The following is a 24,458-nucleotide window of genomic DNA, read 5'->3' as shown; positions in this document are numbered from 1 at the left end:
ACACTCATGGCAAACCAGGACATCATCAAGGACTTCCCGCGCGTCGGCGCCGACATCGTGAGCCGCGCGGCGGCACTGCAACCGGCCATCCTGGCCGACGTGGCCGGCCGCCGCGGCGCGCTCAGCGGCCGCATCCGCCCGCTGCACCCCGGCATGAAGCTGGCCGGCACGGCGCTGACGGTGGAAGTGCGCCCCGGTGACAACCTCATGATCCATGCCGCGATTTCGCTGGCCAAGCCGGGCGACGTGCTGGTGATCGATGGCAAGGGCGACCTCAGCTCGGCGCTGATGGGCACCATCATGATGCACGCCTGCCGCAAGCTGGGCATCGCCGGCGTGGTGATGGATGGCGCGGCGCGCGACAGCGTCGAGATCATCGAAATGGACTATCCGGTGTTCGCCGCCGGCACCAACCCGAACGGCCCCACCAAAAACGTGCCCGGCCGCATCGGCCATCCCGTGTCGGTCGGCGGCGTGACCGTGCATCCCGGCGACTTCGTCATCGGCGACGCCGACGGCGTGGTGGTGGTCGAACGCGAGAAAATCGAAGGCCTGCTGCCGGCCGCCGAAAAGAAGGTGCGCGACGAGGCCGCGCGCATCGCCGCGATCCAGGCCGGGGACACCGAGGCCAAGTGGCTGTCGGCCGCGCTGCGCGCCGCCGGCGTGCTCAAGGAAGGGGAATCGCTGTGAACAAGACCGCCACAGGCAAGGCCGCCATCGTCGTGACCGCGGGCGACCTGGCCCCGGAAGCCATCGCGCTGCTGCAGGATTTCAATCTGGTGTTTGCCGGCAAGACGCCCGCCGAAGAGGAAATCGTGGCCTTGTGCCGCGAGCACAACCCGGTCGCCATCATCGTGCGCTACAGCAAGGTGGGCGCCGCCGCCATGGACGCCGCGCCCGCGTTGCGCGTGATTTCCAAGCACGGCAGCGGCACCGACACCATCGACAAGGCCGCCGCCGCCCAGCGCGGCATCCAGGTCGTGGCCGCCGTGGGCGTGAACGCCGCCGCCGTGGCCGAACATGCCCTGGCGCTGCTGCTGGCCTGCGCCAAATCGGTCGTGGGCCTGGATGCGCGCATGCGCGCCGGACACTGGGACAAGTCGACGCACAAGAGCCTGGAGCTGGACGGCAAGACCATCGGCCTGGTGGGCCTGGGCGCCATCGGCCGGCGCATGGCCGCCATGGCGCACGGCATGAACATGCGCGTGATCGGCTTCGATCCCTACGCGCGCGATCTGCCCGAATACATCGCCAGCGTGCCGCTGGACGCGATCTGGCGCGAGGCCGACGTGGTGTCGCTGCATTGCCCCCTGACCGACGAGAACCGCGGCATGGTCAACGCGGCGACGCTGGCGCAGTGCAAGCCCGGCGTGGTCCTGGTCAACACCGCGCGCGGCGGCCTGGTCGACGAAGACGCGTTGCTGCAGGCGGTGCGCTCGGGCCAGGTGCGCGCCGCCGGTCTGGACAGTTTCGCCGTCGAGCCCATGACGGCCGGCCACCCCTTCCAGCAGGAGCCGCGCATTCTCCTCAGCCCGCACGTCGGCGGGGTGACCAGCGCCGCCTACGTCAACATGGGCGTGGCCGCCGCGCGCAATGCCCTGGACGTGCTGGCCCGCGCGGCCGCCCCCGCCTGAGGAGCCGCGCCATGCCGCAACGATGGAAGCACGCGCCGCCGGACAGCAACTGGGGCGAATTCGGCCCCGACGACCAGCGCGGCCGCATGAACCTGGTAGACCGCGCCAAGGTGCTGCAGGGCATCGCGGAAGTCCGCGAGGGCCTGACGTTCTGCCTGTCGCTGCCGCTGGACGTGCCGGGCGGCATGGCGCTGAACCCGCGGCGCCTGCCGCCGCAACGCTACGCCACGCTGCGCGATGGCAAGAGCGCGGGCACCCAGGGCTTTTGCTGGTCCTATGCGTCGGAGGATCCGCTGCTCACCGATGTGGTGTGCGACGACGTGCTGCTGATGAATACGCAGTATTCCACGCAGTGGGACAGCCTGGCGCACATGGGCAGCCGGTTCGATGCCGATGGCGACGGGCAGGCCGAGGCGGTGTTCTACAACGGCTTTCGGGCCGGCGCCGAAATCGTGGCGGCCGCGGAGGATCCGCAAGCCGTGGCCGACTGGGCCCGCTTTCCCGGCCCCCGCGCCGGGGCGCTCGGCATCGAGCAACTGGCCGAACATGGCGTGCAGGGCCGCGCCGTGCTGATCGACCTGGAGGCCCATGTCGGCCGCACGCGCACCGCCGTGGGCTACGACGCGCTGATGCGCATCCTGGAGGCCGACGGCGTGGCCATCGAGCCGGGCGACATGGTGTGCCTGCACACCGGCTTCGGCGACACGCTGATGTCGATGAACCGCCAGCCCGATGTCGCGCACCTGCACGCCACCGGCAGCGGCCTGGACGGCGACGATGCGCGCCTGCTGCGCTGGATCGTCGACGCGCGCCTGGCCTGCCTGATCGCCGACAACCCCGCCGTCGAGCTGGTGCGGCCGGTGGCCCTGGGGGGCGCGGCCACGCCGCTGCGCCGCCCGCGCCTGCCGCTGCATGAGCACTGCCTGTTCAAAAACGGCATCCACCTGGGTGAACTGTGGTGGCTGACGCCGCTGGCGCGCTGGCTGCGCGCCAACGGACGCCACCGCTTCCTGCTGACCGCGCCCCCGCTGCGCTTGCCGGGCGCGGCCGGCTCACCGGCCACCCCCATCGCCACGGTCTGAAACGCTGAAAAAACCAACCAGGCGCAGCCGCCGGCACAGGCGGCGCGCTTTCCACAAGGAGACGATCTCGTGAAACTGTTCCGCCTTTTGCCCCTGGCGCTTGCGTTCTGCGCCAGCGTGGCCGCCGCCGACTACCCCGACCGCGCGCTCAAGCTGGTGGTGCCCTATTCCGCCGGCGGCGCCGCCGATGCCCAGGCCCGCCTGGTGGCCCAGAAGCTGGGCGCGCGCCTGGGCCAGACCGTGGTGGTCGAGAACAAGCCCGGCGCCAGCGGCACCATCGGCGCGGCCAGCGTGGCGCACGCCGCCGCCGACGGCTACACGCTGCTCTACGACGCCACGGCGTTCGCCATCAATCCCTCGCTCTACAAGAAACTCAGCTACGACAGCCGGCGGGATTTCCTGCCGATCTCGCTGATCAGCCTGACGCCCAACCTCCTGGTGGTGCCGGCGCAGTCGCCCTACCAGCGCATCGAGGACCTCACGGCCGCCGCGCGCAAGGGCCACCTGACGTTCGGCACGCCCGGCCAGGGCACCGCGCAACACATCGCCGCCGCCTGGTACGCGCAGGGCAACAAGCTGGAACTCACCCACGTCCCCTACAAGGGCGGCGCGCCGGCGCTGACCGACCTGATGGGCGGCCAGATCGATATGATGTTCAGCAACATGGCGGCGTCCTACCCGCTGGTCAAGAGCGGCAAGCTGCGCGCGCTGGCGGTCACATCGCCCGAGCGCATCGCGGCGCTGCCCGACCTGCCCACCGTCGCGGAGAGCGGCGTGCCGCAGTATTCGGTGTACGAGTGGAATGGCGTGCTGGCGCCGGCCGGCGTGCCGCCCGAGGTGGCCACGCGCATCGAGCAGGCGCTGCGCGCCACGCTGCAGGACCCGGCGCTGCGCCACAGCCTGCAGGAACTCGGCGCGCAGCCGGTGGGCTCGACCGCCGCCGAATTCCGCGCCTTCATCGACGACCAGATGGAACGTTCGGCCCGCATCCTGGCCGAGGCCGGCATCCACAAGGAGTGACGCGGCCCGCGAGGACTCAAGGCCGAATGACATTCCCGCATAAAAACAGAGGACGACAAATGAATCACCGTAATCGAACCCGCCCCTTCCTGCGCCGCGCCGCGCGGCTCGTCGTGGCCGCCGTGCCGCTGTTGGCGGGCGCCGCCGCTCACGCCGCCGACGCCTGGCCCAGCCGCCCCGTGCGGATCGTGGTGCCTTACGTCCCGGGCGGCGCGGTCGACGTGGCCACGCGCAAGGTCGCGCAGATGCTGTCGACGCAGACCGGCCAGAGTTTCGTGGTGGAGAACAAGCCCGGCGCGACCGGCACCATCGGCGTCAACCAGGTGGCCCGCGCGCCGGCCGATGGCTACACGCTGGTGGCCAACGACACCACCTATTCGCTGCTGCCGCACATCTTCAAGCAACTGCCCTTCGATCCGGCGGCGGACCTGCAGCCGGTCACGGCCTTCATCTTCGCGCCCATGGCGCTGGCGGTGGTGGCCGACAGCCCGTATCGCACGCTCGACGACCTGCTGGCGCGGGCGCGCGCCAAGCCCGACTCGGTGACGTACGGCTCGGGCGGCGCCGGCACCACGCCGCACTTTGCCGCCGAAGGGCTGGCGCGGGCGACGGGCGTGAAATTCATGCACGTGCCGTTCAAGGGCGCCGCCGAAGCCACGCAGGCGGTGCTGGGCAAGGTGATCGACTTCCAGTTCGCCTCGACCACCGGCCTGATGGGGCCGGCGCAGGGCGGACAGTTGCGACTGCTGGCCGTGAGCGGCGCCAAGCGCCTGGCGGTGCTTCCCGACGTGCCGACATTCGCGCAGGCTGGCGTGAAGGATTTCGGCGTGGTCAACTGGACCGGCCTGTGGGCGCCCAAGGGCACGCCGCCGGAAGTCACCGAACGCCTGCAACGCGAGGTCGCCAAGGCCATGGCGTCGGAGGAAATGCAGACCTTCGCCACCAAGATGGGCGCCGAGCCGCGCGCCGCCGACGCGGCGGAATTCGGCCGGATCCTGGCCGACAGCAACGTGATGTGGGGCAACGTGGCCCGCAGCATCGGCTACGACGCCAAATAGACACCGAGGAGACGCCATGTTTTTCCTGCAACCGCCCGAGGTGGCGCCCTTCGAAGCATGGAGCGCCATGCCCGACGCTTTCCGCCGCCTCCAGCGCAGCGACTGGGCCGACGCCAACCGCGCCGGGGCGCCGGTCGATTCGTTCCTGGAAGGCCCGGTGTTCGACCGCCACGGCAATCTGTACGTCACCGACATCCCCTGGGGCCGGGTATTCCGCATCGGGCCCGACCGTCAGTGGACCCTGGTGACCGAATACGACGGCGAACCGAACGGCATGAAGTTCCTGGACGACGACCGACTGCTGATCACGGACTACAAGAATGGCCTGATGGTCCTGGACGTGGCCAGCGGCCAGGTCACGCCCTACCTGGCCCGGCGCAACAGCGAGCGCTTCAAGGGCGTGAACGACCTGACCTTCGATGCGCAGGGCAATATCTATTTCACCGACCAGGGCCAGAGCGGCCTGCACGATCCCAGCGGCCGACTGTACCGCTTGCGTCCCGGCGGCCAGCTGGACTGCCTGCTCGACAACATCCCCAGCCCCAATGGCGTGGCGCTGTCGCCGGATGGCAAGGTGCTGTACCTGGCGGTAACGCGCGGCAACTGCGTCTGGCGCGTGCCGCTGATGGCGGACGGCAGCGTCAGCAAGGTGAGCCAGTTCTTCACCTCGTACGGCCCCAGCGGCCCGGACGGTCTGGCGGTGGATCGCGAAGGCAACCTGCTGGTCTGCAATCCGGGGCTGGGCTACGTGTGGCTGCTCAACCCTCGCGCCGAACCGCTGATCGTCTGGCGCAGCCCCAAGGGCATGTCGACCACCAACCTGGCCTTTGGCGGCGAGGATGGCCGCACGCTGTTCTGCACCGAGTCGGTGACGGGCACCATCCTGACCGCGCGCGCGCCCCATCCGGGCCTGCTGGCCGTGGCCCCGCGCTGACGCGCTCCGGGTGCCGGGCCCGGCGGGATTGCGCGCCTGCGCGGCGGGCCCGCCGCGCTTGCCTTTACATCCCGTTTCAGCAAGGATGGGCGTGCGTCCGTATCGTGGGCGCACCGCAACACAGGAGCTCGCCATGATGAAAACCACCTTGACCTGCACCCTGACAGTCGCCCTGCTTGCCGGCTGCGCCCCTTCCCGACACACGGCCGCCGTGCCCGTGGACAACCACACGGCGCGCGACTCGCTGGACTGGCCCGGCAGCTACGAGGGCACGCTGCCCTGCGCCGACTGCCCCGGCATCCGCACCCGGCTGACGCTGATGAAGGACGGCCGCTACGAGCGCACCACGCAATACCTGGATCGCCAGCCGCAGCCTGAAGCGGTGGCCGGCACCTTCAGTTGGGAATCCGACGGCAGCACCATCCGGCTGGACGCCTCCGGCGACAGCCAGCGCTACTTCGTCGCCGAGAACCAGGTGATCATGCTGTACCGCGACGGCACCCGCCCCACCGGTCCGCTGGCGCCGCACTACGTGCTGCGCCGCGCGCAATAGCGCGGCGTCATCGGCCCCGCGCCGGCGGCGGGCCCCGCGCCCTGCCGTCGGCGCCGCCAGCGGCACGCAAGCGCCTCGCTTGCGGCTATTCTCTGGGCTGCACATGCCGCGACACCGGCGGCGTCCCTCGAGGAAGGAAGATCCATGAAGACCGATCACGAACTGCTCGACGCGTTTGCCCCGACGGGCACGCTGCGCGCCTCCATCAACCTGGGCAACCCGATCCTGGCCAACAGCCATCCCGACACCGGCGCGCCCGGCGGCGTGTCGGTCGACCTGGCCACTGAGCTGGCGCGCCGGCTGGATGTGAAGCTGGAACTGGTGGTGTTCAAATCCGCCGGCGAATCGGTCAACGCGGTCGCCGCCGAGCAGGCCGACGTGGGCTTTTTCGCGATCGATCCGCTGCGCGGCGAGCAGATCGCCTTCACCGCGCCCTATGTGGTGATCGAGGGCGCTTACCTGGTGCGCGACGATTCGCCCATCACCCGTATGGAAGAGGTGGACCGCGCCGGCCAGCGCGTGGTGGTCGGCAAGGGCAGCGCCTATGACCTGTACCTGACGCGCGAGATCAAGCACGCCGAACTGTTCCGCGCGCCCACCTCGCCGGCGGTGGTCGATACCTTCGTGAAGGAAAACATGGAAGTGGCCGCCGGCGTCAAACAGCAGTTGCAGGCCGACGCCCAGCGCCTGGGCGGCCTGCGCCTGCTGGACGGCCACTTCATGCTGATCCGCCAGGCCATGGGCGTGCCCAAGCGCCGTGGCGCCAAGGCCAGCGCCTACCTGGCCGCCTTTGTCGAAGCCATGAAGAAAAGCGGTTTCGTCGCCGAGGCGCTGGCGCGCCACAAGATCCAGGGCGCCGCCGTGGCGCCGCTGGAAGCCGCGCGGTAAGAAAAAGCGAGGCGGCAGCCTCGCTTGATTGCGCGCCGCGCGCACCTTGCACGCGGCGGGATCACGCGCCACGCCACCGCTTGGCGAGCCGTCGATGACGCCCCGACATGCGGGCCGTCATCGACGGGAATCGCCACCGGCGTCAGTGGCTGATCATCCAGGGCCGCGAACCGGCGAAGGACTTGGCGCCATCGGCCGTGGCGCGGGTCCTGCCGGACTTGCGTCCGCCCGCGCAACAACCGCAATTCATGCCGTGTCCCGAACGCGAGCTGCGCGGCTCGTTGGCGCTGCGCTCGTTGGCGGCATGGGCACGGTTGACGGCCGACGACAGCGCCGAGATCGCGGGCGCGCCGCCAACGATGCGGTTCGACGCCGCGCCGCAGCGTGGACAGTCGGCTGGATCGCGCCATTGCGCCAGCGGCCGCAGCGCCGCGAACTCGCCGCAGTCGGCACAAGCGTAGTCATACATGGGCATGTCGGTCTCCTTGGCGCGGGCGCCTCAGCGGTCGCGCGACAAGGGCATGTCGACGCCGCCCTTGATGTGCTTGACCGGCCCCGATGCCGAGGGCTGGATGTCGAAATCGAAGATCTCGGTCGGCAGCCACAGCGTGGCACAGGAGTTGGGAATGTCCACCACTCCGCTGATGTGCCCCTGCACCGGCGCCGTGCCCAGGATCGAGTACGCCTGCGCGCCCGAATAGCCGAACTTCTTCAGGTATTCGATGGCGTTCAGGCAGGCCTGGCGGTAGGCCACGTTCACGTCCAGGTAGTGCTGCTTGCCGCCCTCGTCCACCGAGATGCCCTCGAAGATCAGGAAGTCCTTGTAGGCCGGCGTGATCGGGCTGGGCTTGAAGATCGGGTTGCGGATGGCGTACTTATCCATGCCGCCCTTGATCAACGTGACGCGCATGTGCACCCAGCCGGCCATCTCGATGGCGCCGCAGAAGGTGATCTCGCCGTCGCCCTGCGAGAAATGCAGGTCGCCCACCGACAGGCCGCCGCCCTTGACGTAGACCGGGAAGAACACCCGCGCCCCGCGCGACAGGTCCTTGATGTCGCAGTTGCCGCCATGCTCGCGCGGCGGCACGGTGCGCGCGCCCTCGGCCGCCGCGCGCTCGCGCTCGGCCCCTTGCAGCGCGCCCATGTGCGCCGTCTTGGGCGCGGGCGGATTGGCCAGCGGCGGCACGCGGTTCGGGTTGGTGTCGATCAGCGCCTGCTCGCGCTGGTTCCAGGTGTCTAGCAGCTTCTTGTCGGGCAGGCAGCCGATCAGGCCGGGATGGATCAGGCCGGCGAAGCTGACGCCCGGTATGTGCCGCGACGAGGTGAACATGCCGTGGAAATCCCAGATGGATTTCTGCGCATGGGGGAAATGGTCGGTGAGAAAACCGCCGCCGTTGTTCTTGCTGAAAAAGCCATTGAAGCCCCACAGGCTATCGGGCTTGGCGCCGATGTCCAGCAGGTCCACCACCAGCAGGTCCCCGGGCTCGGCGCCTTCGACGCCGACGGGGCCGGACAGGAAGTGCACGGTGGACAGGTCAACGTCGCGCACGTCGTCGGCGCTGTCGTCGTTCTTGATGGCGCCGCCGGTCCAGTCGTAGGTTTCCAGGATGAAATCATCGCCGGGCTTGACCCAGACGGCCATCGGGATATCCGGATGCCAGCGGTTGTGGATCTGCTTGTTCTCGTACGGGGACTGGGTCAGGTCGACCTGGATGAGGGTATCGGTCATTCTCTTTCATCTCCAACGCAACGTGTTGATAAAACAGAACTTGCCATCAATGGCCGGCCAGGATGCCTGGCGCCTTGAACGGCGCGGCCAGCGACTGATTCGTCATGCACGGTAGGCCAGTTTCAGGCAACGGTAAACTGGGTTTTTTCACAGTGACGCCATGACGGCCCCAGCCCGCTCGACGCCATGCATGGTGGCTGATCAACGCTTGCGGCAAAAGCAGTAGACGTGGCGGAAGGGGTCCGCCACCATGTGGCGGGAAGCGATTACCCCGTCGATGTCGGGCACGAACTCCTCGAATCCCGGGCCCACTTCGACCGGAAAAGGCGTGCGCTCGGGCAGGTCGTTGTAGCCAAGCACCAGCATGCCGCCGGGCTTGAGCACGGCGTGGCATTGCGCCAGCAGTCGGCGCAGGCCGGACTCGCCGTCGATGCCAAAGCCGAGCAGGCCGTTGGCGATCACCACGTCGAAGACATCGGGGCCGTAATGCGCCGCCATCGCGAGCGCGTCGCCGGTCCAATGCTTCCCCGGGCGTCCGTAGACCGCGTTGCGCGGGGCTATGTCGAGCGAATGGAAGTTGGCGCGCAGCAACCGCGGATAGTGCCAGTTATGCTTGTCCACGCCCAGGAACAGCAACGATTGCGGCGCGCGCCGGCCGGCGGCGAGCCGGTTCAGGTAGTCGAACACGCGCTGTTCAAGAAAGGCCCGGCTGGGCGTGTCCAGCCTGAAGTCGACACCGCAGCGTTCGGCCAGCACGGGCGACAGCCGGAACAATGCCCGCTTGCTCATGTACTTCAATTTGCGCATGGGTTTCCCTTTTGTCTTGCGGGAAAGCAATATGCGGTGCGCAGGCGCGCTTGGCTATTGGATCGGTCTTATATGGCTCGATACCGACGGAAGGCGTCGCTATGCGGCATCGGCAACGCCGGCAGTTATGATGCGCCATTGCATTTCGCGGCCACGCCGCGCCGGAAAACCGTTGCCCATGTTCCTGCCCCGCCCCCTGTCCGCCCTGCTCCTGCTTGCCTGTGCCCTGCCGCTGGGCGCCGCCCACGCGGCCAAGGAATGCGTGGCGCGGTTCGACGCCAGCGCCGCCCGCTACCAGGAGGCGGTGAAGGTGCAGAAGGGACGCGAGACCGCCAACTGGCAGGAGCTGAACGCGCCGCTGTGCCAGGGTCGGCTGGACCTGCTGGACATGGAGTTCGAGCTGGTCGATGACTACGAGCAATGCGTGCGCGACGGCGGGGAATTTCCCGAGAAGACCGTGCGCGCGATGAAGGACCGGCCCGACAACCTGGCCGCGCTCAAGACCGCCTGGATCAATACCTGCGGCCCCTACATGAAGGAATGAAGGGACGGCTGCGCAGCGGGGCCAGGCCCCCGCGATGCGCGGCCGCCGACCGCGTCAGGCCACCGCCGAGGCGGGCCGCGGGAAGAAGATGGCCCGCGCGGGGTCGAAGTCGTAGCGGTCTTCGAACTCGGTCGCATCGGCGGCCAATGCCCGCACCGAATCGAGGATGAAGTCGGCCTTGGCTTCGGACAGCAGCACGCTGAAATTCAGGCGGACAAAACCCGGCTTTTCGATTTCGCGGCCATCGAGGATGGCCTGGCGCATGCGCGCCGATTCGGCCTCGTCGATCTCCAGCAGGTTGTGCACGTACGGGCCGGCGCAGGCGCAGCCGCCGCGGGCCTGGATGCCGAAGCGATCGCTCAGCATGCGCGTGACCAGTTGCTGGTGCACGTAGCCGCCCTGGCCGTCGCGCACGCGGAAGGAGAAGATCGGCAGACGCGGGGCGGTCAACGAGCCCAGCAGTTCCAGGCGGGGATCGCCCTGCCAGCGGGCCAGCGCGCGCCGCACGAAGGCGGCGTTGCGCCGCGCCATCAGGTCGTTGCCCAGCGCTTCCTTGACCAGCAGCACCAGCGCGGCGCGGATGTCGCCGACCACATTGGGGGTGCCCGCCTCTTCGCGCGCTTCCAGGCTGGCGCTGTAGTCGTGGTGGCTGGGCGAGACGAACTTGACGGTGCCCCCGCCCGGGAAGGTGGGCGTGGTCGGCACGACCGCGTCGCGGCGCACGATCAGGATGCCGGACGCGCCGGGCCCGCCGATGAACTTGTGCGGCGAGAACACGATGGCGTCGATCGGCGCATCGGCCGCGGGCGTCATGCGGATGTCCAGGTACGGCGCGCCGCCGGCGTAGTCCCAGATCATCCGGGCGCCGGCGCGCTTCACGCGGCGGGTGATGGCCTCGACGTCGGCGACGATGCCGGTGACGTTGGAGGCGGCCGACAGCGCGCAGATGACCAGCGTGCCGTCCGGCGCCCGCAGCGCGGCGTCGAGTTCGCCCAGGTCCGGGCCGCCCTGCGGGCTTTCCGCCAGCACGACGATGTCGGCGCCGCATTCGCGCCACGGCAGGATGTTGGAATGATGCTCGTAGGGGCCGATGACGACCCGTACCTTGCGCCCCGCCGCCAGGGCGGCCGGCACGCCCAACAGATGCACCAGGCGGTTGATGCCCAGGGTGGCGCCCGAGCCGGAGAAGATCACGGCGTGCTCGTCGTCCGCGCCGCAGCAGCGGCCGACCACGGCGCGCGCCTCGCGCCGCAGGCGCGTGATGAAGCCGCCGCAGAAGGAGGCCTCGGTATGCGAGTTGGCGTAGTACGGCAGCACGTGTTCCAGGACGAAGCGCTCGACCTGCATGAGCGCGCGGCCCGAGGCGACGTAGTCGGCGTAGACCAGCGGCTTGAGGCCAAAGGGGCCTTCGATGACGGCGTCCTTGCCGATCAGGCCGTCGGCCAGGCTGGCGATGATGTCGGGGGATTGCAGGGATTGCTGGAACTGGCGCAACGGCCCTGTGGCGGCCGGGGTCGCTTGGGTAGACATGGTGCGGATTCGATGAAACGGCTGGCAAGAGAATTATCGGAATATCATACGATGGAAGGAATTTTGAAACCTCACCTAAATTTTCCTTAAAATCACTGAAAACAGATCATTTGATCGAATTCATGGAAAAAATTGACAAGTTTGATCTGAATATAATTTCCTGCCTGCAACGCGAGGGCTCGCTGTCGCAGCGCGAGCTGGCCGACCGGGTCGGCCTGTCGCAGAACGCCTGCTGGCGCCGACTGCAGCGGCTGAACGCCTGCGGCATCATCCGCGGCACCCGCGCCGAGGTGAACCTGGCCGAACTCGGGCTGGACCTGACGGTGTTCGTCATGATCCGCACCAGCCATCACGCCAAGGAATGGGCCGACGGCTTTCGCAAGCATGTGGAACGCCTGCCCGAAGTGACCGGTTTCTACCGCATCGGCGGCGACTGGGACTACCTGATCCAGGTGGTCTGCCGCGGCATCGCCGGGTACGACCGCTTCTACCAAAAGCTCATCACCGACTTCGAACTGTCCACCGTGACGGGTTTTTTCAGCATGGAAGCCATCATCGAGAACCGCCCGCCCGACCTGGGGCTGTTGCAGGAATCGACGGGCGCGGCATAGCGAGGGTCCGCGCGCCATCGCGCGGCGGCGCGCATCCGCTCGCGCTGGGCAACCCGCACGGCGCGTGACGCGGCATGGCGCGCGAGGGGGAAGCCGGATTGCACGGCGGCCTCGGCGGCCCGACGATCCCGGCGCGACGCCGCCGCGGGAATAACTTGCGGTCATGAACCCCGGGGGCGACTTATATCCACGGGTTATCCCGGATGCCTGCATATCCACAAATCGTCAATAATTCGCCAACGTTTTATTGTCGATCCGTCCCCATCTGCCTCCCATGCCTGTTTCCGTCCGGGACGCCATTGTTTCCTCCTCCCATCTCGCCTCGTCCGCCCCGGAGCTGTCCGAGGTGGAGTTCGGCCTGATCATCGCCTCGCACGCCTTCAATCGCTGGATGGTCCGCTGCATGGCCTGTGCCGGGCTGCCCGAGCTGACCTCGCTGGACATCCTGGTGCTGAACCACGTGTTCCATCGCGGCCGCGGCAAGAAACTGGCGGACATCTGCTTCACGCTCAATGTCGAAGACACCCACCTGGTGAACTATTCGCTCAAGAAGCTGGAGCGGCTGGGCGTGGTGCAAAGCGCCAAGACCGGCAAGGAAGTGATCTACACCACCACCGATGCCGGCGCCGCCGCGATCCAGCGCTACGCCGAAGTGCGCGAGCAATGCCTGGTGAAACCCTTCATCGACTCCCCCGCCGCGGACGATGCCAGCCACCAGCTGGCCAATACCCTGCGCGCCCTGTCGGGCCTGTACGACCAGGCCGCCCGCGCCGCCACCTCGCTGTGAGAATCCACGTTGTCTAGCCTTCCCGCCTCCTCCGCCCAGCCGCTGCTCTCCGTGCGCGGCGTCTCGGTGGACTTCAATACCGAAACCGGCGTGTTCCGCGCCGTCGAGAACCTGGACTTCGACGTGCGGCCGGGCAAGACGCTGGCCATCGTCGGCGAGTCCGGCTCGGGCAAGTCGGTGACGTCCATGGCCATCATGCGCCTGACGGACTACAACAACGGCCGCATCGCCACCGGCCAGATCCTGTTCCGCGACAGCGACGACCGCGAGGTCGACCTGACCGCCGCGTCCGACGAACAGATGCGCGCGATCCGCGGCAACGACATCGCCATGATCTTCCAGGAGCCGATGACCTCGCTGAACCCGGTGTTCACCATCGGCGACCAGATCATCGAGGCCATCATGCTGCACCAGCAGTTGTCGCGCTCGGCCGCCCGCAAGGCGGCGCGCGCGCTGCTGGAGAAGGTGCGCCTGCCGGACGCCGAACAACTGCTGGACCGCTACCCGCACCAGTTGTCGGGCGGCATGCGCCAGCGCGTGATGATCGCGATGGCGCTGTCGTGCCAGCCGCGCCTGCTGATCGCCGACGAACCGACCACCGCGCTGGACGTGACCATCCAGGCGCAGATCCTGAACACCATCCGCGAACTGCAGCGCGACCTGGGCACCGCCGTAATCTTCATCACCCACGACATGGGCGTGGTGGCCGAGATGGCCGATGACGTGGTGGTGATGCTGCGTGGCAGGAAGGTCGAGCAGGGCCCGGTGGAAGAGATCTTCCGCGCGCCCAGGCATCCCTATACCCGCGCCCTGCTGGCCGCCGTGCCGCGCCTGGGCAGCCTGACCGGCCGCGACCTGCCGCTGCGCACGCCGCAGACGGTGCTGGAAGGCGACACGCTGCGCGAAGTCGGCGAGACCCGCGAGCAGGACACGGCGCGCTACGACGAGCCGGTGCTGCGCGTCGAGAAGCTGACCACGCGCTTTGACGTCGGCCACAACCTGTTCGGCCGCGTCACCCACCGCGTGCACGCGGTCGAGGAAGTGAGCTTCGACGTCTACCCCGGCGAAACCCTGGCGCTGGTGGGCGAATCGGGCAGCGGCAAATCGACCATCGGCAAGACCCTGCAGCAGCTGGTGGCGCCGACCTCGGGCGCGGTGCGCTACAACGGCCAGGACATCTTCTCGATGGACGCCGCCGGCCGCCAGCGCCTGCGCCAGGAAATCCAATACATCTTCCAGGATCCGTATGCCTCGCTGGACCCGCGCAAGACCGTGGCCTTCAGCATCGCCGAGCCGATCCGCACCCACCGGCTGCTGACCGACGAGGCCGCCATCGCGCGCCGCGTCGGCGAGCTGCTGGAACAGGTGGGCCTGAAACCCGAGCACGCGCGCCGCTATCCGCACGAGTTCTCGGGCGGCCAGCGCCAGCGCGTCTGCATCGCGCGCGCCCTGGCCAGCAACCCCAAGCTGATCATCGCCGACGAATCGGTGTCGGCGCTGGACGTGTCGATCCAGGCGCAGATCCTGAACCTGCTGATGGATCTGCAGAAAGACCGCGGCCTGTCGTACCTGTTCATCACCCACGACATGGCGGTGGTGGAGAAGGTCAGCCACCGCGTGGCGGTGCTGTACCTGGGCCAGATCGTCGAGCTGGGCACGCGCCGCCAGATCTTCGAATCGCCGCAGCACGCCTACACCCGCAAGCTGCTGGCCGCCGTGCCGGTGGCCGAGCCCGGCCGCCACATCGACACCTCGCTGATCGAGGGCGAGATCCCCAGCCCGGTGCGGCGCGTGGGCGACGAGCCGGCGATCGTTCCCCTGGTTGAATTCGCGCCCGGCCACCGCGTGGCCCGCGCCGCCTGAACCTTCCGTTTTCTACACGTCGGCCCGGCCGATTTCCCGTCCCTGGAGTTGAACATGCTCTCCCTACGCAAAACCTTCACCGCCACCGCCCTGGCCCTGGCGCTGGGCGGCGCGCTGCCCGCGGTCCTGTCGACCGCGCACGCGGCCGGCACGCTCAACGTCGCCATCAACCAGGATCCGGGCAGCTGGGATCCGATCGACACCTTCGTGACGTTCTGGGGTTCGGTCGGCAGCAACCTGTACGACGGCCTGACCATGCGCGGCGCCGACCTGAAGCTGCAACCCGGCCTGGCCACCAAGTGGGAATACCTGGACGACAACAAGCGCCTGCGCTTCACGCTGCGCCAGGGCGTCAAGTTCCACAACGGCGAGCCGTTCAACGCCGAGGCGGTCAAGTTCACGTTCGAGCGCCTGCTGGGCGCGGAAGGCGCCAAGGGCCCGCAGAAGTCGAACTACGACTCGATCGGCGAGGTCAAGGTGGTGGACGAGTACACCGTCGACTTCATCCTCAAGCAGCCCGATCCCGTGCTGCTGACCAAGCTGGCCGGCTACGGCGCCATGATCGTGCCGCCCAAGTACATCCAGGAGAAGGGCGAGGAGAACTTCAACACCCACCCGGTCGGCACCGGCCCGTTCAAGTTCGAGAGCTACCAGCCCAAGGTCAACGTGACCCTGGCGCGCAATGACGACTACTGGGGCGGCAAGCCCAAGCTGGACAAGGTGGTGTACCGCTTCATCAGCGAGCCCGGCACCCAGGTCGCCGAACTGCAGGCCGGGCGCGTGGACATCGCCACGCTGATCCCGCTGGGCCTGATCGAGACGGTCAAGAAGTCCGGCAACGCCGACGTCATCTCGACCGGCGGCCCGGTCGCCTTCGCGCTGCGCTACAACACCAAGAACGGCATCACCCAGAACCGCGACGTGCGCCGCGCGCTGATCATGGCGGTGGACCGCGACACCATCGTCAAGCAGTTGTTGCTGGGCCAGGCCAAGACCATCGCCAGCTTCCAGGGTCCGCAGTCGTTCGGCTACAACCCCGAGCAAAAGCCCCTGCCCTTCAACCCCGCCGAAGCCAAGAAGCTGCTGGCCGGCGCCGGCATCAAGCCGGGCGCGACGGTGCAGATCGACGTGCGCGGCAGCGATTCGAACTTCCGCGAAGTGGCCCAGGCGGTGTCGGGCTATCTGCAGGCGGTCGGCGTGCGCGCCACCATCAAGCCGTATGAGACCGGCGTGCTGCTCAACGACATCATCCCCGGCGGCAAGACCGGCGAGATGTGGCAGAACCAGTGGGGCGGCTGGACCTACGACTACGACAACACGGCCTACCTGATGTACCACTCGGGCCAGAAGTGGAATCCGTACGACAACGATCCCAAGCTGAACGCCATGCTGGAAGCGCAGCGCACCGTCTATGACGTGAAGAAGCGCGAAGCCATGCTGCAGGAGATCGCCGGCTACGTGGCCGACCAGGCGCTGGAACTGCCGCTGTACAGCCTGAACACCATCGTCGGCGTGAACAAGCGCGTGAAGAACCTGGAAGTGCCGGGCGACATCCGCTTCCGGTTCGTCGATACGACCGTCGAATAGAGCCCACCCCCGAAGCGCTGCGCGCTTCCCCCTCGAGGGGGCATGCCAGGGGACCGGCAAAGCCGGATCCGCGGCATCCCGCCAGGGGGGCGATGCCTGATTGGGCGTCGCGATGTCTGTGAAGCATTGACGCATTAACCCTACTGATTCGCCGGGGCGAAAGCCCTGGCGGAGCCTCATGACCGGATTTCTGATTAAACGCGTGTTGCAGGCGGTCTTCGTGATCGTGGCCGTGACGCTGCTCGTCTCCTACGCCGTGCGCCTGACCGGCGACCCCGCGCTGATGCTCAGCCAGGGCTCGGGCAGCGTCACCGAGCAGGACCTGGCCAACATCCGCCAGGCGCTGGGCCTGAACCGGCCGTTCCACGAGCAATACCTGAGCTACATGCAGGGACTGCTGCACGGCGACTTCGGCCGCAGCTTCATGGGCGGCACCTCGGTCGCCAAGCTGATCGGCGACGCGTTGCCGGCCACGCTGATGCTGGCGTTCACCTCGCTGATCGCCTCGATCCTGATTTCGCTGCCGCTGGGCATCCAGGCCGCCATCAAGCGCGGCAAGCCCACCGACCAGGCGATCCGCATTCTGTCGCTGGTGGGGCTGTCATTCCCCAACTTCTGGCTGGCGCTGATGCTGGTGCTGCTGCTGTCGATCACCTTCCCGCTGCTGCCGCCGTCGGGCTGGAGCGGTCCGGCCAGCCTGGTGCTGCCGTCGCTGACCATGGCCATCATCCTGTCCGCCACCAACATCCGCCTGGTGCGCACCACCATGCTGGAGACGCTGTCGGCCCAGTACATCATGGTGGCGCGCAGCAAGGGCCTGAAGGAGCGCATCGTGCTGTACAAGCACGCGCTGCGCAATTGCGCCATTCCCCTCATCACCTACCTGGGCCTGCAGTTCGGCGGCCTGATCGGCGGCATCGTCGTCATCGAGATGGTGTTCAACTGGCCCGGCCTGGGCACGCTGGCGTTCGACGCCATCTCCGGCCGCGACTATCCGGTGCTGCAAGGCACGGTCACCGTGCTGGCCGCCGTCATCGTCCTGGTCAACCTGATCGTCGACATCGCCTACGGCATCGTCGATCCCCGTATCCGCACGCGGTGAGCCCCATGCAGACCACTACTTCCCCCGCCGCTCCCAAGGCCGTCAAGCCGCGCAGCCGCTACCGCTCGCTGGAATTCGTGCTGGGCGCCGCGCTGACCGGCGTCATGATCGTCCTGGTGCTGGCCTCGGGCTGGCTGTTTCCCGATGGCGGCGAGTCCATGGACCTGACCGCCCGCCTGATGGCGCCCTTCACCAGCGCGGCCCACCTGTTCGGCACCGACCCGCTGGGCCGCGACGTGCTGGCGCGCGTCATCGTCGGCGGCAAGATCTCGCTGCTGGTGGGCTTCGCGTCGGTGCTGGGCGGCGCCCTGCTCGGCATCATCATGGGCCTGATCGCCGGCTACTACCGCGGCTTCTGGGACATGATCGTGATGCGCTTCGCCGACGTGCAGCTGGCGCTGCCGTTCATCCTGGTGGCCATCACCTTCATCGCCATCCTCGGCGGCGGCCTGTTCAACGTGATCTTCTTCATGATCATCTCGCAGTGGGTGCAGTACGCGCGCCTGGTGCGGGCCCAGGTGCTGGCGCTGCGCGAACGCGAGTTCGTGCTGGCGGCGCGCGCCTTCGGCGTGCGCGACCTGGCCATGATCCGCCATCACATCGTGCCCAACCTGCTGGGCCCGCTGGTGATCCTGATGACGCTGAACGTCGCCAACAACATCCTGCTGGAAAGCAGCCTGACCTTCCTGGGCCTGGGCGTGGATCCCATGATCCCGAGCTGGGGCGGTATGCTGGCCGATGGCCGCACCTACATGCAGACGGCGTGGTGGGTGAGCGTGTTCCCCGGCCTGGCGATCATGCTGACCGTGCTGGGCCTGAACCTGCTGGGCGACTGGCTGCGCGATCGCCTGGACCCCACCGGCAAGGTGTAAATGTGTGCCCCCGCCCTGGGGCGGCCTGCTCCGGCAGGCACTTGAGGACTACTGACGATGGCATTGCTGGAAAAGACATTCGACCGCACGCTGGACGCCTGGATCCATGCCTACAAGGCCCCGGCCTGGCGTGGCGCGGCGGTGGAAGGCTGGCTGTTCGAAGGCGTCGACGCGCGCCGCGAGGCCGAGGCGCGGCTGGCGCAGGCCGGCGTGACGGCGCGCTTTCGCAGCGCCTACAAGCCGCTGCTGCACTACTTCCTGGAAGAAGTCGAACGCGACGGCCTGGTGGCGGTCGACCTGCGCTACCCGCGGCATGAGCACGCGCTGCCCAAGCGCTTCACGCTCGAAGCCTACCCGCTGGTGGCGCTGCTGCAAGGCGTGCGCGTGACGATGAAGCCCGGCGCGTCCGACCTGCACTACGACGTCACGCTCGTCTATGCCGACGGCCGACGCCGTGAAGATCGCGTGTTCGCGCCCAACCAGCTTGGCCAGGCGCAGGACGGCACGCCCGAACTGTCGCCCACCGGCTGGCTGCGCGTGCGCGACGCCGAGGGCGCCATCCAGACCGACGCGGCCCAGGCCACCGAGTACCAGCAGGCCTTTCGCAGCATTGTCGACACGGTGCGCAACCATCCCTGGGGCGCGCACGAACCGTACTTCGACCGGCTGGAGATCCGCGTCGACCTGCCCGGCATGGACTTCGCGCTGCCGGTCGACGAGGAAATCGTCAGCACCTTCGAAGCGCTGCACGAAGACCTGTACTTCACGCTGCTGGAACACTTCCAGCACCACTCCGGCCGCCCCTCCGGCGACCGCGGCCTGCAGCCCGGGCAGATCATTCCCGACATCCGCCGCCACGACGGCGCGGCGCGCGTGCTGGTGACGCTGGAACCCTTCGCGCCGCCGGCGCCGGTGGCGCCCGTGGCGCTGGACGCGCCGCTGGCCGAGCTGCGCCAGCCGCTGGCGGCCGGGCAGATCGCCGGCTGCATGGCCGCGCTCGGCGGCGACGCCTTCCAGGCCGTGTCGCGCCAGGGCCGCCCGGTGCTGGGCACCTATCTGCGCGGCCCCGGCCCGGCGGTCTTCATTTCGGGCGCGCAGCATGCCAACGAGACCTCCGGCGTGGTCGGCGCGCTGCGCGCGGCGCAGGCGCTGAAGGCGCGCGGCGACGCCCACTTCGCGCTGATCGCCGCCGAGAACCCGGACGGCTACGCGCTCTTTAACCGCCTGCGCGAACAGCATCCGCGCCACATGCTGCACGCCTCGCGCTACAGCGCGCTGGGCGACGACATCGCCTACCGCGAACACGCGCCGTTCTTCGAACGCGAGGGCCGCCACCAGGCGCACGCCATCAGCGGCGCGCAACTGCACATCAACCTGCACGGCTACCCCGCCCACGAGTGGACCCGTCCCCTGTCGGGCTACCTGCCGCGCAATTTCGAACTGTGGACCATCCCCAAGGGCTTCTTCCTGGTGCTGCGCCACCACCCCGGCTGGCGCGAACGCGCCCGCCGCCTGATCGAGGGCGTGACGGCGCGACTGGCCCGTAACGTGCCCGGCCTGGTCGAATTCAATGCGCGCCAGCTTGAACTATTCCACGCGCACGCGCTCGAAACCGGATTCGATGTGCTGAACGGCATCCCCGTGCAGGTCACGGAGACCGACCGGGAAGCGCTGCCGATGGCGCTGATCTCCGAGTTTCCGGATGAAACCGTGTACGGGGACCGCTTCGTTTTCGCGCATACTGTGCAAATGGAAACCGTCCTGGCGGCGACCGACATCCACCGCTCCGGACATTAGCAAGCGCCCGACATGAACATCCGAGAACGCAACCACGGCGACGACCTCGCCCTGGTGGACATCTGGCTCCGTTCGGTGCGCGCCACCCATACGTTCCTGTCCGAGAAGGAAATCCAGGCCATGTACCCGCAGGTGCTCAACACCTACCTGCCGTCGGTGCGCGTCTGGGTCTGCGAGGACGATGCCGGCGAGGTCGCCGGTTTCATGGGCCTGAACGGCAACAAGGTCGAGATGCTGTTCGTCGACGCCAACAAGCGCGGCAAGGGCGCCGGGCGACGCCTGCTGAATTTCGCGCTGTCGCTGCACGGCAGCCTGCGGGTCGACGTCAATGAACAGAATCCGCAGGCGCATGGGTTCTACAAGCACTATGGCTTTGAAGACGTGGGCCGTTCGGAAACCGACGCCGCGGGGCGGCCGCGGCCGATCATCCATATGAAGCTGGCGGGCTGAGGCGGACGTCAGGTCAACGCCCCCGGGTCGGCACCAGGAACGCCCTGCGCCGGCCCTGGGCCGCGACCATCCTTACCAGCCGGCGAGAGGACTCCGACGCGGGGAAGGCCGCACGGACACCGGTCCGATGAGCGTGCTGGATATATCACTCGACTGACGGCTTACCTGATTGCCTTTCCCGCTGGAGTGGAGAATGCTCTACACATGCGCCATGGGTGCGGTGTGCTACGCTGCACTTATCGTGTAACACATGAGAACCGCACCATGAGCGACGCTACCTTTACCTTTCGAGTGGATGAGGCCTTGAAAAACGAGTTCGCCATGGCCGCCAAGGCCCGAGACCGCACCGGCGCGCAGCTTCTGCGTGACTTCATGCGGGAGTACGTGCAGCAACAACAGGAAGCGGCCCAGCATGACGCCTGGTTCCGCCGCCAGGTGCAAGCGGGCCTGAATTCCGCCAACGCCGGCCGCCTGGCGCCGGCCGCCGAGGTCGAAACCAAATTCGCGGCCCGTCGCGCCGCGACCCGTCGCCGGCTTGAAACATCCAAGTGAGGGCATTGCGCTGGACGCCCGAAGCGATCCGGGACCGGGAGGCGATCTACGATTTCATCGAGGCCGATAACCCCGTTGCGGCGCTGATGCTTGATGAGCTGCTCGAACAGCAGGCGGGACGCCTGATCGATCATCCCGGCCTGGGTCGTCCGGGCCGTGTCGCTGGCACCCGGGAGCTGGTGGCGCACCCGAACTATCTATTGATCTACGACGTGAAGAACGATCTGGTGCGCATGCTGCGCGTGCTGCATGCGGCCCGGCAGTGGCCAACGCCGGATCCATCGCCGGGCAACCGTTGAATCCCGCGGTACGGCTAGGCCGGACCAACTGGCGGTTCCGCGCCCCCCTACCCCGCCTCGCCATGCCGCGCGCGCCACGCCTTGAGCGCGGCGCGGTATTCGTCCATGGCTTCGTTGTAGGTGTCGTAGACGCAAGGGATACAGCCGCTGTTGCAGCACTCCTCGGGCGCGGGGGCCTCGGGCGGCACGGGCGGCGGATCGTCGTCGGCGGGCGGAGTGGTGTTCGGGGTATCGGGGGTATTCGCGGGACTCATGACCGCATGTTAGCGCCGATCGGCGCCGCGTCGTCCGCCAGGGCCCGCCATTGCTGGCGCCGGATTTCGTAGCGCAGCTTGCGCGCCTCGCCTTCGCCGGTGGTCTCGATCCAGCGCATCCCGCATTTTTCCATCACGCGCAGCGACGCGGCGTTGGCCTGTATCGCCACGGCGCTCAGCGCGTCCACCGGCAGGCGTTCGAATCCCAGCGCCAACAAGGCGCGGGTGATTTCCGAGGCGTGGCCGCGGCCCCAACAGGTGGGCATGAACGCGTAGGCAATCTCGACCCGCTCGATCTTGCCCGACAGCGCCAGCTTGAGGCCGGCTCGGCCGGCCAGCGCGCCGCTGTCGCGCTCGCTCAGCACGTACATGCCGTAGCCATGTTCGGCCCAATGCAGCATGTTGTGCTCGACGTAGCGCCGGCTGGCCGTGGCGTCGCGGGTGCCGCCCATGGTTGCCATCAGGGCGGCGTCGGCGTGCATCGCGGTGATGAAGGGCAGATCGGTCGACGACATGCGCTCGGCGCGCAGGCGCCGGGTGACGAAGGATTCGGGTAGCAAAGCGGACGGCATGATCTCGAAGCATGGACACAAACGGTGCCTTGCATCATATCCATGCCCGCCCCCGCATGCCACCGCGCTTTCGCACCGTGGACACACCGCTGGCGTCGCGGTACGCGGCGCAAAGCGCGGCAATCGCGGCGGGTGCCGGTCGCGCCGGCGCGGCGGCCTGGGCAGGCCTTTCCCGCTAGCTGCGCCGCAGGCCCAGGAAGCTCCAGTGCACGTCGGCACGGTCCAGCATGTCTTCGCGCCTGACGAGGTGATGCGCCGACAGGCCATGCCCGGCCGCCAGCGCGATGGTGTCCTCGGCCGACACGTCGAACATGCGGCGGCCGGGCGGCACCGGGCCGTGGCGCAGCGACATCAGGATCTGGCCGCCGGGCGCCAGCAAGGCCGCCAGCGCCGCCATGCCGCGAGCGCGCTCGTCCGCGTCCAGGTGCATCCAGACGGCGGTCAGCATGATCACGTCGAACTCGCGCCCTTGCAGGCCTGCAAGTTCGGGCAAGGCGTCATCGACCCATTCCAGGTTGGGCTGCGCGTGGCGCCGCTGGCCCTCGCGCCGCAGCTCGGGCGTGGGTTCGGCCGCCACCACCTGGTGGCCCATGCGGGCCAGCGCGGCGGCGTCGCGGCCCGAACCGGCGCCGATGTCGGCGATGCGCGACGGCGTCGCCGGGATCAGGTGCGCCACGTCGCGATGCACATCCGCGAAAGCGATGCTCTCGTACTGCTCGGCCAGGGCCGCGGCATTTTCGCCGTAGCCCTGGGTGCCCGAGACCACGGCCCCGCTGCCGTCGACAGTTTGCGCGGAATCGGGGGCGCTCATTTGGCCTTGAGCGCGTCGTAGATGCGCTTGCCCACGCGGCCATCCTGCGGCAGGTTGCGCTTTTCCTGTTCGGCGCGCACCGCGTCGCGGGTCTTGGCGCCGGGAATGCCATCGGCGGTGCCGACGTCATAGCCGCGAGCGTTGAGCATCTCCTGCACTTCCTTGATCTGCGCGCGCGACAGGCCGGGGTCATCCGTCGGCCAGGCCGTGGCCAGCGCCGGGCCGCCCTGCAGGCGGTTCAGCAGCAACGCCACCGCCAGCCCGTAGCGGCGCGACTGGTTGTAGTGCAGGATCGCATCGAAATTGACGGTGGCCAGGAACACCGGGCCCTTGGCGCCGGTGGGCGCGAACAGGTAGGCCTGCTGGTCGTTGCCGCTGGCCAGCTTGAGCGCGGAGCCGTCGCCCTGCTTGAGGCCCGCCTCGGCCCACTGCGCGATGCTGCGGCGGTCCTGCGAACCGACGTATTCGGCGTCGGGCGCGGGCGGAATGGCGGCGGCCACGTCGGCCGGCACGCGCACCTCCACTACCGCCGGCAGGCCGTGGGTCCACTTGGCGCGGCGCTTGCGCAGGTGATTGGCGGTCGAGGCCAGGGCGTCGGGCAGCGAGTTGTACAGATCGATCTTGCCGTCGCCATCGCCGTCGGCCGCCAGTTCGTAGAACGAGGTGGGGATGAACTGCGTCATGCCGAAGGCGCCGCTCCAGGAGCCGACGAAGTTGTCGGCCGGCACCACGCCGTCGCGCAGCAGGCGCACGGAGGCGTAGGCGTTCTTTTCCCAGAGCGTCTTGTTCTCGGTGCAGGCGCGCGTCAGCCAGGCATTGAGCACGTCGGTCTTGCCGACCTGGCGGCCGTAGTTGGTCTCGATGCCGAAGATGGCGACCAGCGTGGCCGGGTCCACCTGGTACTGCTGGCTGATGTCGCCCAGCTGCTTGCCGTACTTGGCGAGCACCGCGCGGCCATCGGCCACGCGCTCGTCGTCAACCGTCTTGGCGATGTAGTCCCACCAGGTTTCGCGGCCCTCGGGCTGGCCTTGGGCGGACGCCACGGTGGTGGGCAGCAGCTTGGCCTTGGCGGTGTACTTGTCCCAGTCGGCCAGGGTCAGGCCGTTGGCGGTGGCGCCCTTG

At 68.3% G+C, this 24,458-nt stretch carries 27 protein-coding genes; 19 read left to right on the top strand and 8 right to left on the bottom strand.

Features of this window, described 5'->3' with window-relative positions; translation table 11 throughout:
- The first annotated feature begins 6 nt into the window (after positions 1 to 6).
- The 8 genes from AruCF_RS09585 (at position 7) to AruCF_RS09550 (ending at position 7,169) form a co-directional block, all read left to right on the top strand.
- A complete protein-coding gene (locus AruCF_RS09585) occupies positions 7 to 690 on the top strand; it encodes an RraA family protein (protein ID WP_049073038.1) in 684 nt (227 codons plus the stop codon).
- Entirely contained in the window at positions 687 to 1,634 is a 948-nt protein-coding gene (locus tag AruCF_RS09580; protein WP_063570322.1) for an NAD(P)-dependent oxidoreductase, read from the top strand. The genes AruCF_RS09585 and AruCF_RS09580 overlap by 4 nt, the downstream gene beginning before the upstream one ends.
- Positions 1,635 to 1,645: 11 nt before the next feature.
- The gene (locus tag AruCF_RS09575) at positions 1,646 to 2,716 is read left to right on the top strand and encodes a cyclase family protein (RefSeq protein ID WP_083036686.1); all 1,071 of its coding nucleotides are present in this window, start codon (positions 1,646 to 1,648) and stop codon (positions 2,714 to 2,716) included.
- Between the two features lie 69 nt (positions 2,717 to 2,785).
- A complete protein-coding gene (locus tag AruCF_RS09570) occupies positions 2,786 to 3,736 on the top strand; it encodes a Bug family tripartite tricarboxylate transporter substrate binding protein (protein WP_063570320.1) in 951 nt (316 codons plus the stop codon).
- A 59-nt stretch (positions 3,737 to 3,795) separates the two neighbouring features.
- The gene (locus tag AruCF_RS09565) at positions 3,796 to 4,794 is read left to right on the top strand and encodes a Bug family tripartite tricarboxylate transporter substrate binding protein (RefSeq protein ID WP_083036684.1); all 999 of its coding nucleotides are present in this window, start codon (positions 3,796 to 3,798) and stop codon (positions 4,792 to 4,794) included.
- A gap of 16 nt (positions 4,795 to 4,810) precedes the next feature.
- Positions 4,811 to 5,728 (top strand): SMP-30/gluconolactonase/LRE family protein, encoded by a 918-nt coding sequence (locus AruCF_RS09560; RefSeq protein WP_063570318.1) that lies wholly within the window; start codon positions 4,811 to 4,813, stop codon positions 5,726 to 5,728.
- Positions 5,729 to 5,861: 133 nt separating this feature from the next.
- On the top strand, positions 5,862 to 6,281 hold the full coding sequence (locus AruCF_RS09555; protein WP_054415938.1) for a copper resistance protein NlpE: 420 nt from the start codon (positions 5,862 to 5,864) through the stop codon (positions 6,279 to 6,281).
- Positions 6,282 to 6,425: 144 nt separating this feature from the next.
- The gene (locus AruCF_RS09550; RefSeq protein WP_063570317.1) at positions 6,426 to 7,169 is read left to right on the top strand and encodes an ABC transporter substrate-binding protein; all 744 of its coding nucleotides are present in this window, start codon (positions 6,426 to 6,428) and stop codon (positions 7,167 to 7,169) included.
- Positions 7,170 to 7,311: 142 nt separating this feature from the next.
- Here AruCF_RS09550 and AruCF_RS09545 read toward each other — a convergent pair whose 3' ends face one another.
- The 3 genes from AruCF_RS09545 to AruCF_RS09535 form a co-directional block, all read right to left on the bottom strand.
- The gene (locus AruCF_RS09545; protein WP_063570316.1) at positions 7,312 to 7,644 is read right to left on the bottom strand and encodes a zinc ribbon domain-containing protein; all 333 of its coding nucleotides are present in this window, start codon (positions 7,642 to 7,644) and stop codon (positions 7,312 to 7,314) included.
- 24 nt (positions 7,645 to 7,668) lie between these two features.
- On the bottom strand, positions 7,669 to 8,898 hold the full coding sequence (fmdA, locus tag AruCF_RS09540) for a formamidase (RefSeq protein WP_059271574.1): 1,230 nt from the start codon (positions 8,896 to 8,898) through the stop codon (positions 7,669 to 7,671).
- 201 nt (positions 8,899 to 9,099) lie between these two features.
- Complete coding sequence (locus tag AruCF_RS09535; protein WP_063570315.1) at positions 9,100 to 9,705, bottom strand: class I SAM-dependent methyltransferase; 606 nt, start codon at positions 9,703 to 9,705, stop codon at positions 9,100 to 9,102.
- A gap of 178 nt (positions 9,706 to 9,883) precedes the next feature.
- Here AruCF_RS09535 and AruCF_RS09530 point away from each other — a divergent pair, with 178 nt between their 5' ends.
- On the top strand, positions 9,884 to 10,249 hold the full coding sequence (locus AruCF_RS09530; RefSeq protein WP_059271579.1) for a hypothetical protein: 366 nt from the start codon (positions 9,884 to 9,886) through the stop codon (positions 10,247 to 10,249).
- Positions 10,250 to 10,303: 54 nt separating this feature from the next.
- Here AruCF_RS09530 and AruCF_RS09525 read toward each other — a convergent pair whose 3' ends face one another.
- Positions 10,304 to 11,779 carry an aminotransferase class V-fold PLP-dependent enzyme gene (locus tag AruCF_RS09525; protein ID WP_063570314.1) on the bottom strand — a complete coding sequence of 492 codons (1,476 nt, stop codon included), beginning with the start codon at positions 11,777 to 11,779 and terminating at the stop codon, positions 10,304 to 10,306.
- Between the two features lie 122 nt (positions 11,780 to 11,901).
- On the opposite strand from AruCF_RS09525, the gene AruCF_RS09520 reads away from it, so the two are divergent.
- From AruCF_RS09520 to AruCF_RS09475, 10 genes are all read left to right on the top strand, one after another.
- Positions 11,902 to 12,390, top strand: coding sequence for an Lrp/AsnC family transcriptional regulator (locus AruCF_RS09520; protein WP_104011041.1), 489 nt, complete (start codon positions 11,902 to 11,904; stop codon positions 12,388 to 12,390).
- A gap of 274 nt (positions 12,391 to 12,664) precedes the next feature.
- Entirely contained in the window at positions 12,665 to 13,177 is a 513-nt protein-coding gene (locus tag AruCF_RS09515; protein ID WP_054415947.1) for a winged helix DNA-binding protein, read from the top strand.
- A 9-nt stretch (positions 13,178 to 13,186) separates the two neighbouring features.
- Entirely contained in the window at positions 13,187 to 15,040 is a 1,854-nt protein-coding gene (locus tag AruCF_RS09510) for an ABC transporter ATP-binding protein (RefSeq protein WP_063570313.1), read from the top strand.
- 54 nt (positions 15,041 to 15,094) lie between these two features.
- The gene (locus AruCF_RS09505) at positions 15,095 to 16,627 is read left to right on the top strand and encodes an ABC transporter substrate-binding protein (protein WP_059271585.1); all 1,533 of its coding nucleotides are present in this window, start codon (positions 15,095 to 15,097) and stop codon (positions 16,625 to 16,627) included.
- Positions 16,628 to 16,805: 178 nt separating this feature from the next.
- Positions 16,806 to 17,729, top strand: coding sequence for an ABC transporter permease (locus AruCF_RS09500; RefSeq protein WP_006385014.1), 924 nt, complete (start codon positions 16,806 to 16,808; stop codon positions 17,727 to 17,729).
- A gap of 5 nt (positions 17,730 to 17,734) precedes the next feature.
- Positions 17,735 to 18,601, top strand: coding sequence for an ABC transporter permease (locus AruCF_RS09495; RefSeq protein WP_063580078.1), 867 nt, complete (start codon positions 17,735 to 17,737; stop codon positions 18,599 to 18,601).
- A 57-nt stretch (positions 18,602 to 18,658) separates the two neighbouring features.
- Positions 18,659 to 20,398 (top strand): M14 family metallopeptidase, encoded by a 1,740-nt coding sequence (locus tag AruCF_RS09490; protein ID WP_083036683.1) that lies wholly within the window; start codon positions 18,659 to 18,661, stop codon positions 20,396 to 20,398.
- A gap of 12 nt (positions 20,399 to 20,410) precedes the next feature.
- Positions 20,411 to 20,848, top strand: a complete 438-nt coding sequence (locus tag AruCF_RS09485; RefSeq protein ID WP_054415951.1) for an acetyltransferase — start codon at positions 20,411 to 20,413, stop codon at positions 20,846 to 20,848.
- 264 nt (positions 20,849 to 21,112) lie between these two features.
- The gene (locus AruCF_RS09480; RefSeq protein WP_063570311.1) at positions 21,113 to 21,400 is read left to right on the top strand and encodes a CopG family ribbon-helix-helix protein; all 288 of its coding nucleotides are present in this window, start codon (positions 21,113 to 21,115) and stop codon (positions 21,398 to 21,400) included.
- Positions 21,397 to 21,699, top strand: a complete 303-nt coding sequence (locus tag AruCF_RS09475) for a type II toxin-antitoxin system RelE/ParE family toxin (RefSeq protein WP_063570310.1) — start codon at positions 21,397 to 21,399, stop codon at positions 21,697 to 21,699. The genes AruCF_RS09480 and AruCF_RS09475 overlap by 4 nt, the downstream gene beginning before the upstream one ends.
- 47 nt (positions 21,700 to 21,746) lie before the next feature.
- On the opposite strand, the gene AruCF_RS09470 is transcribed toward AruCF_RS09475, so the two are convergent.
- From AruCF_RS09470 to AruCF_RS09455, 4 genes are all read right to left on the bottom strand, one after another.
- On the bottom strand, positions 21,747 to 21,953 hold the full coding sequence (locus AruCF_RS09470; protein WP_053514712.1) for an oxidoreductase-like domain-containing protein: 207 nt from the start codon (positions 21,951 to 21,953) through the stop codon (positions 21,747 to 21,749).
- Positions 21,950 to 22,525 carry a GNAT family N-acetyltransferase gene (locus AruCF_RS09465; protein ID WP_063570309.1) on the bottom strand — a complete coding sequence of 192 codons (576 nt, stop codon included), beginning with the start codon at positions 22,523 to 22,525 and terminating at the stop codon, positions 21,950 to 21,952. Before AruCF_RS09465 ends, AruCF_RS09470 begins: the two co-directional genes overlap by 4 nt.
- Positions 22,526 to 22,700: 175 nt before the next feature.
- Positions 22,701 to 23,336, bottom strand: a complete 636-nt coding sequence (locus AruCF_RS09460) for a class I SAM-dependent methyltransferase (protein WP_083036681.1) — start codon at positions 23,334 to 23,336, stop codon at positions 22,701 to 22,703.
- A partial coding sequence (locus AruCF_RS09455; RefSeq protein ID WP_083036680.1) for a lytic murein transglycosylase occupies positions 23,333 to 24,458 on the bottom strand: 1,126 nt, incomplete at its 5' end. The genes AruCF_RS09460 and AruCF_RS09455, both read right to left, overlap by 4 nt.

This window comes from Achromobacter ruhlandii, assembly GCF_002082135.1.
GTDB classification, from domain to species: domain Bacteria; phylum Pseudomonadota; class Gammaproteobacteria; order Burkholderiales; family Burkholderiaceae_B; genus Achromobacter; species Achromobacter ruhlandii.
The sequence above is the reverse complement of the archived record's forward strand: the minus strand, read 5'-3'. Positions and strand labels throughout refer to the sequence as shown.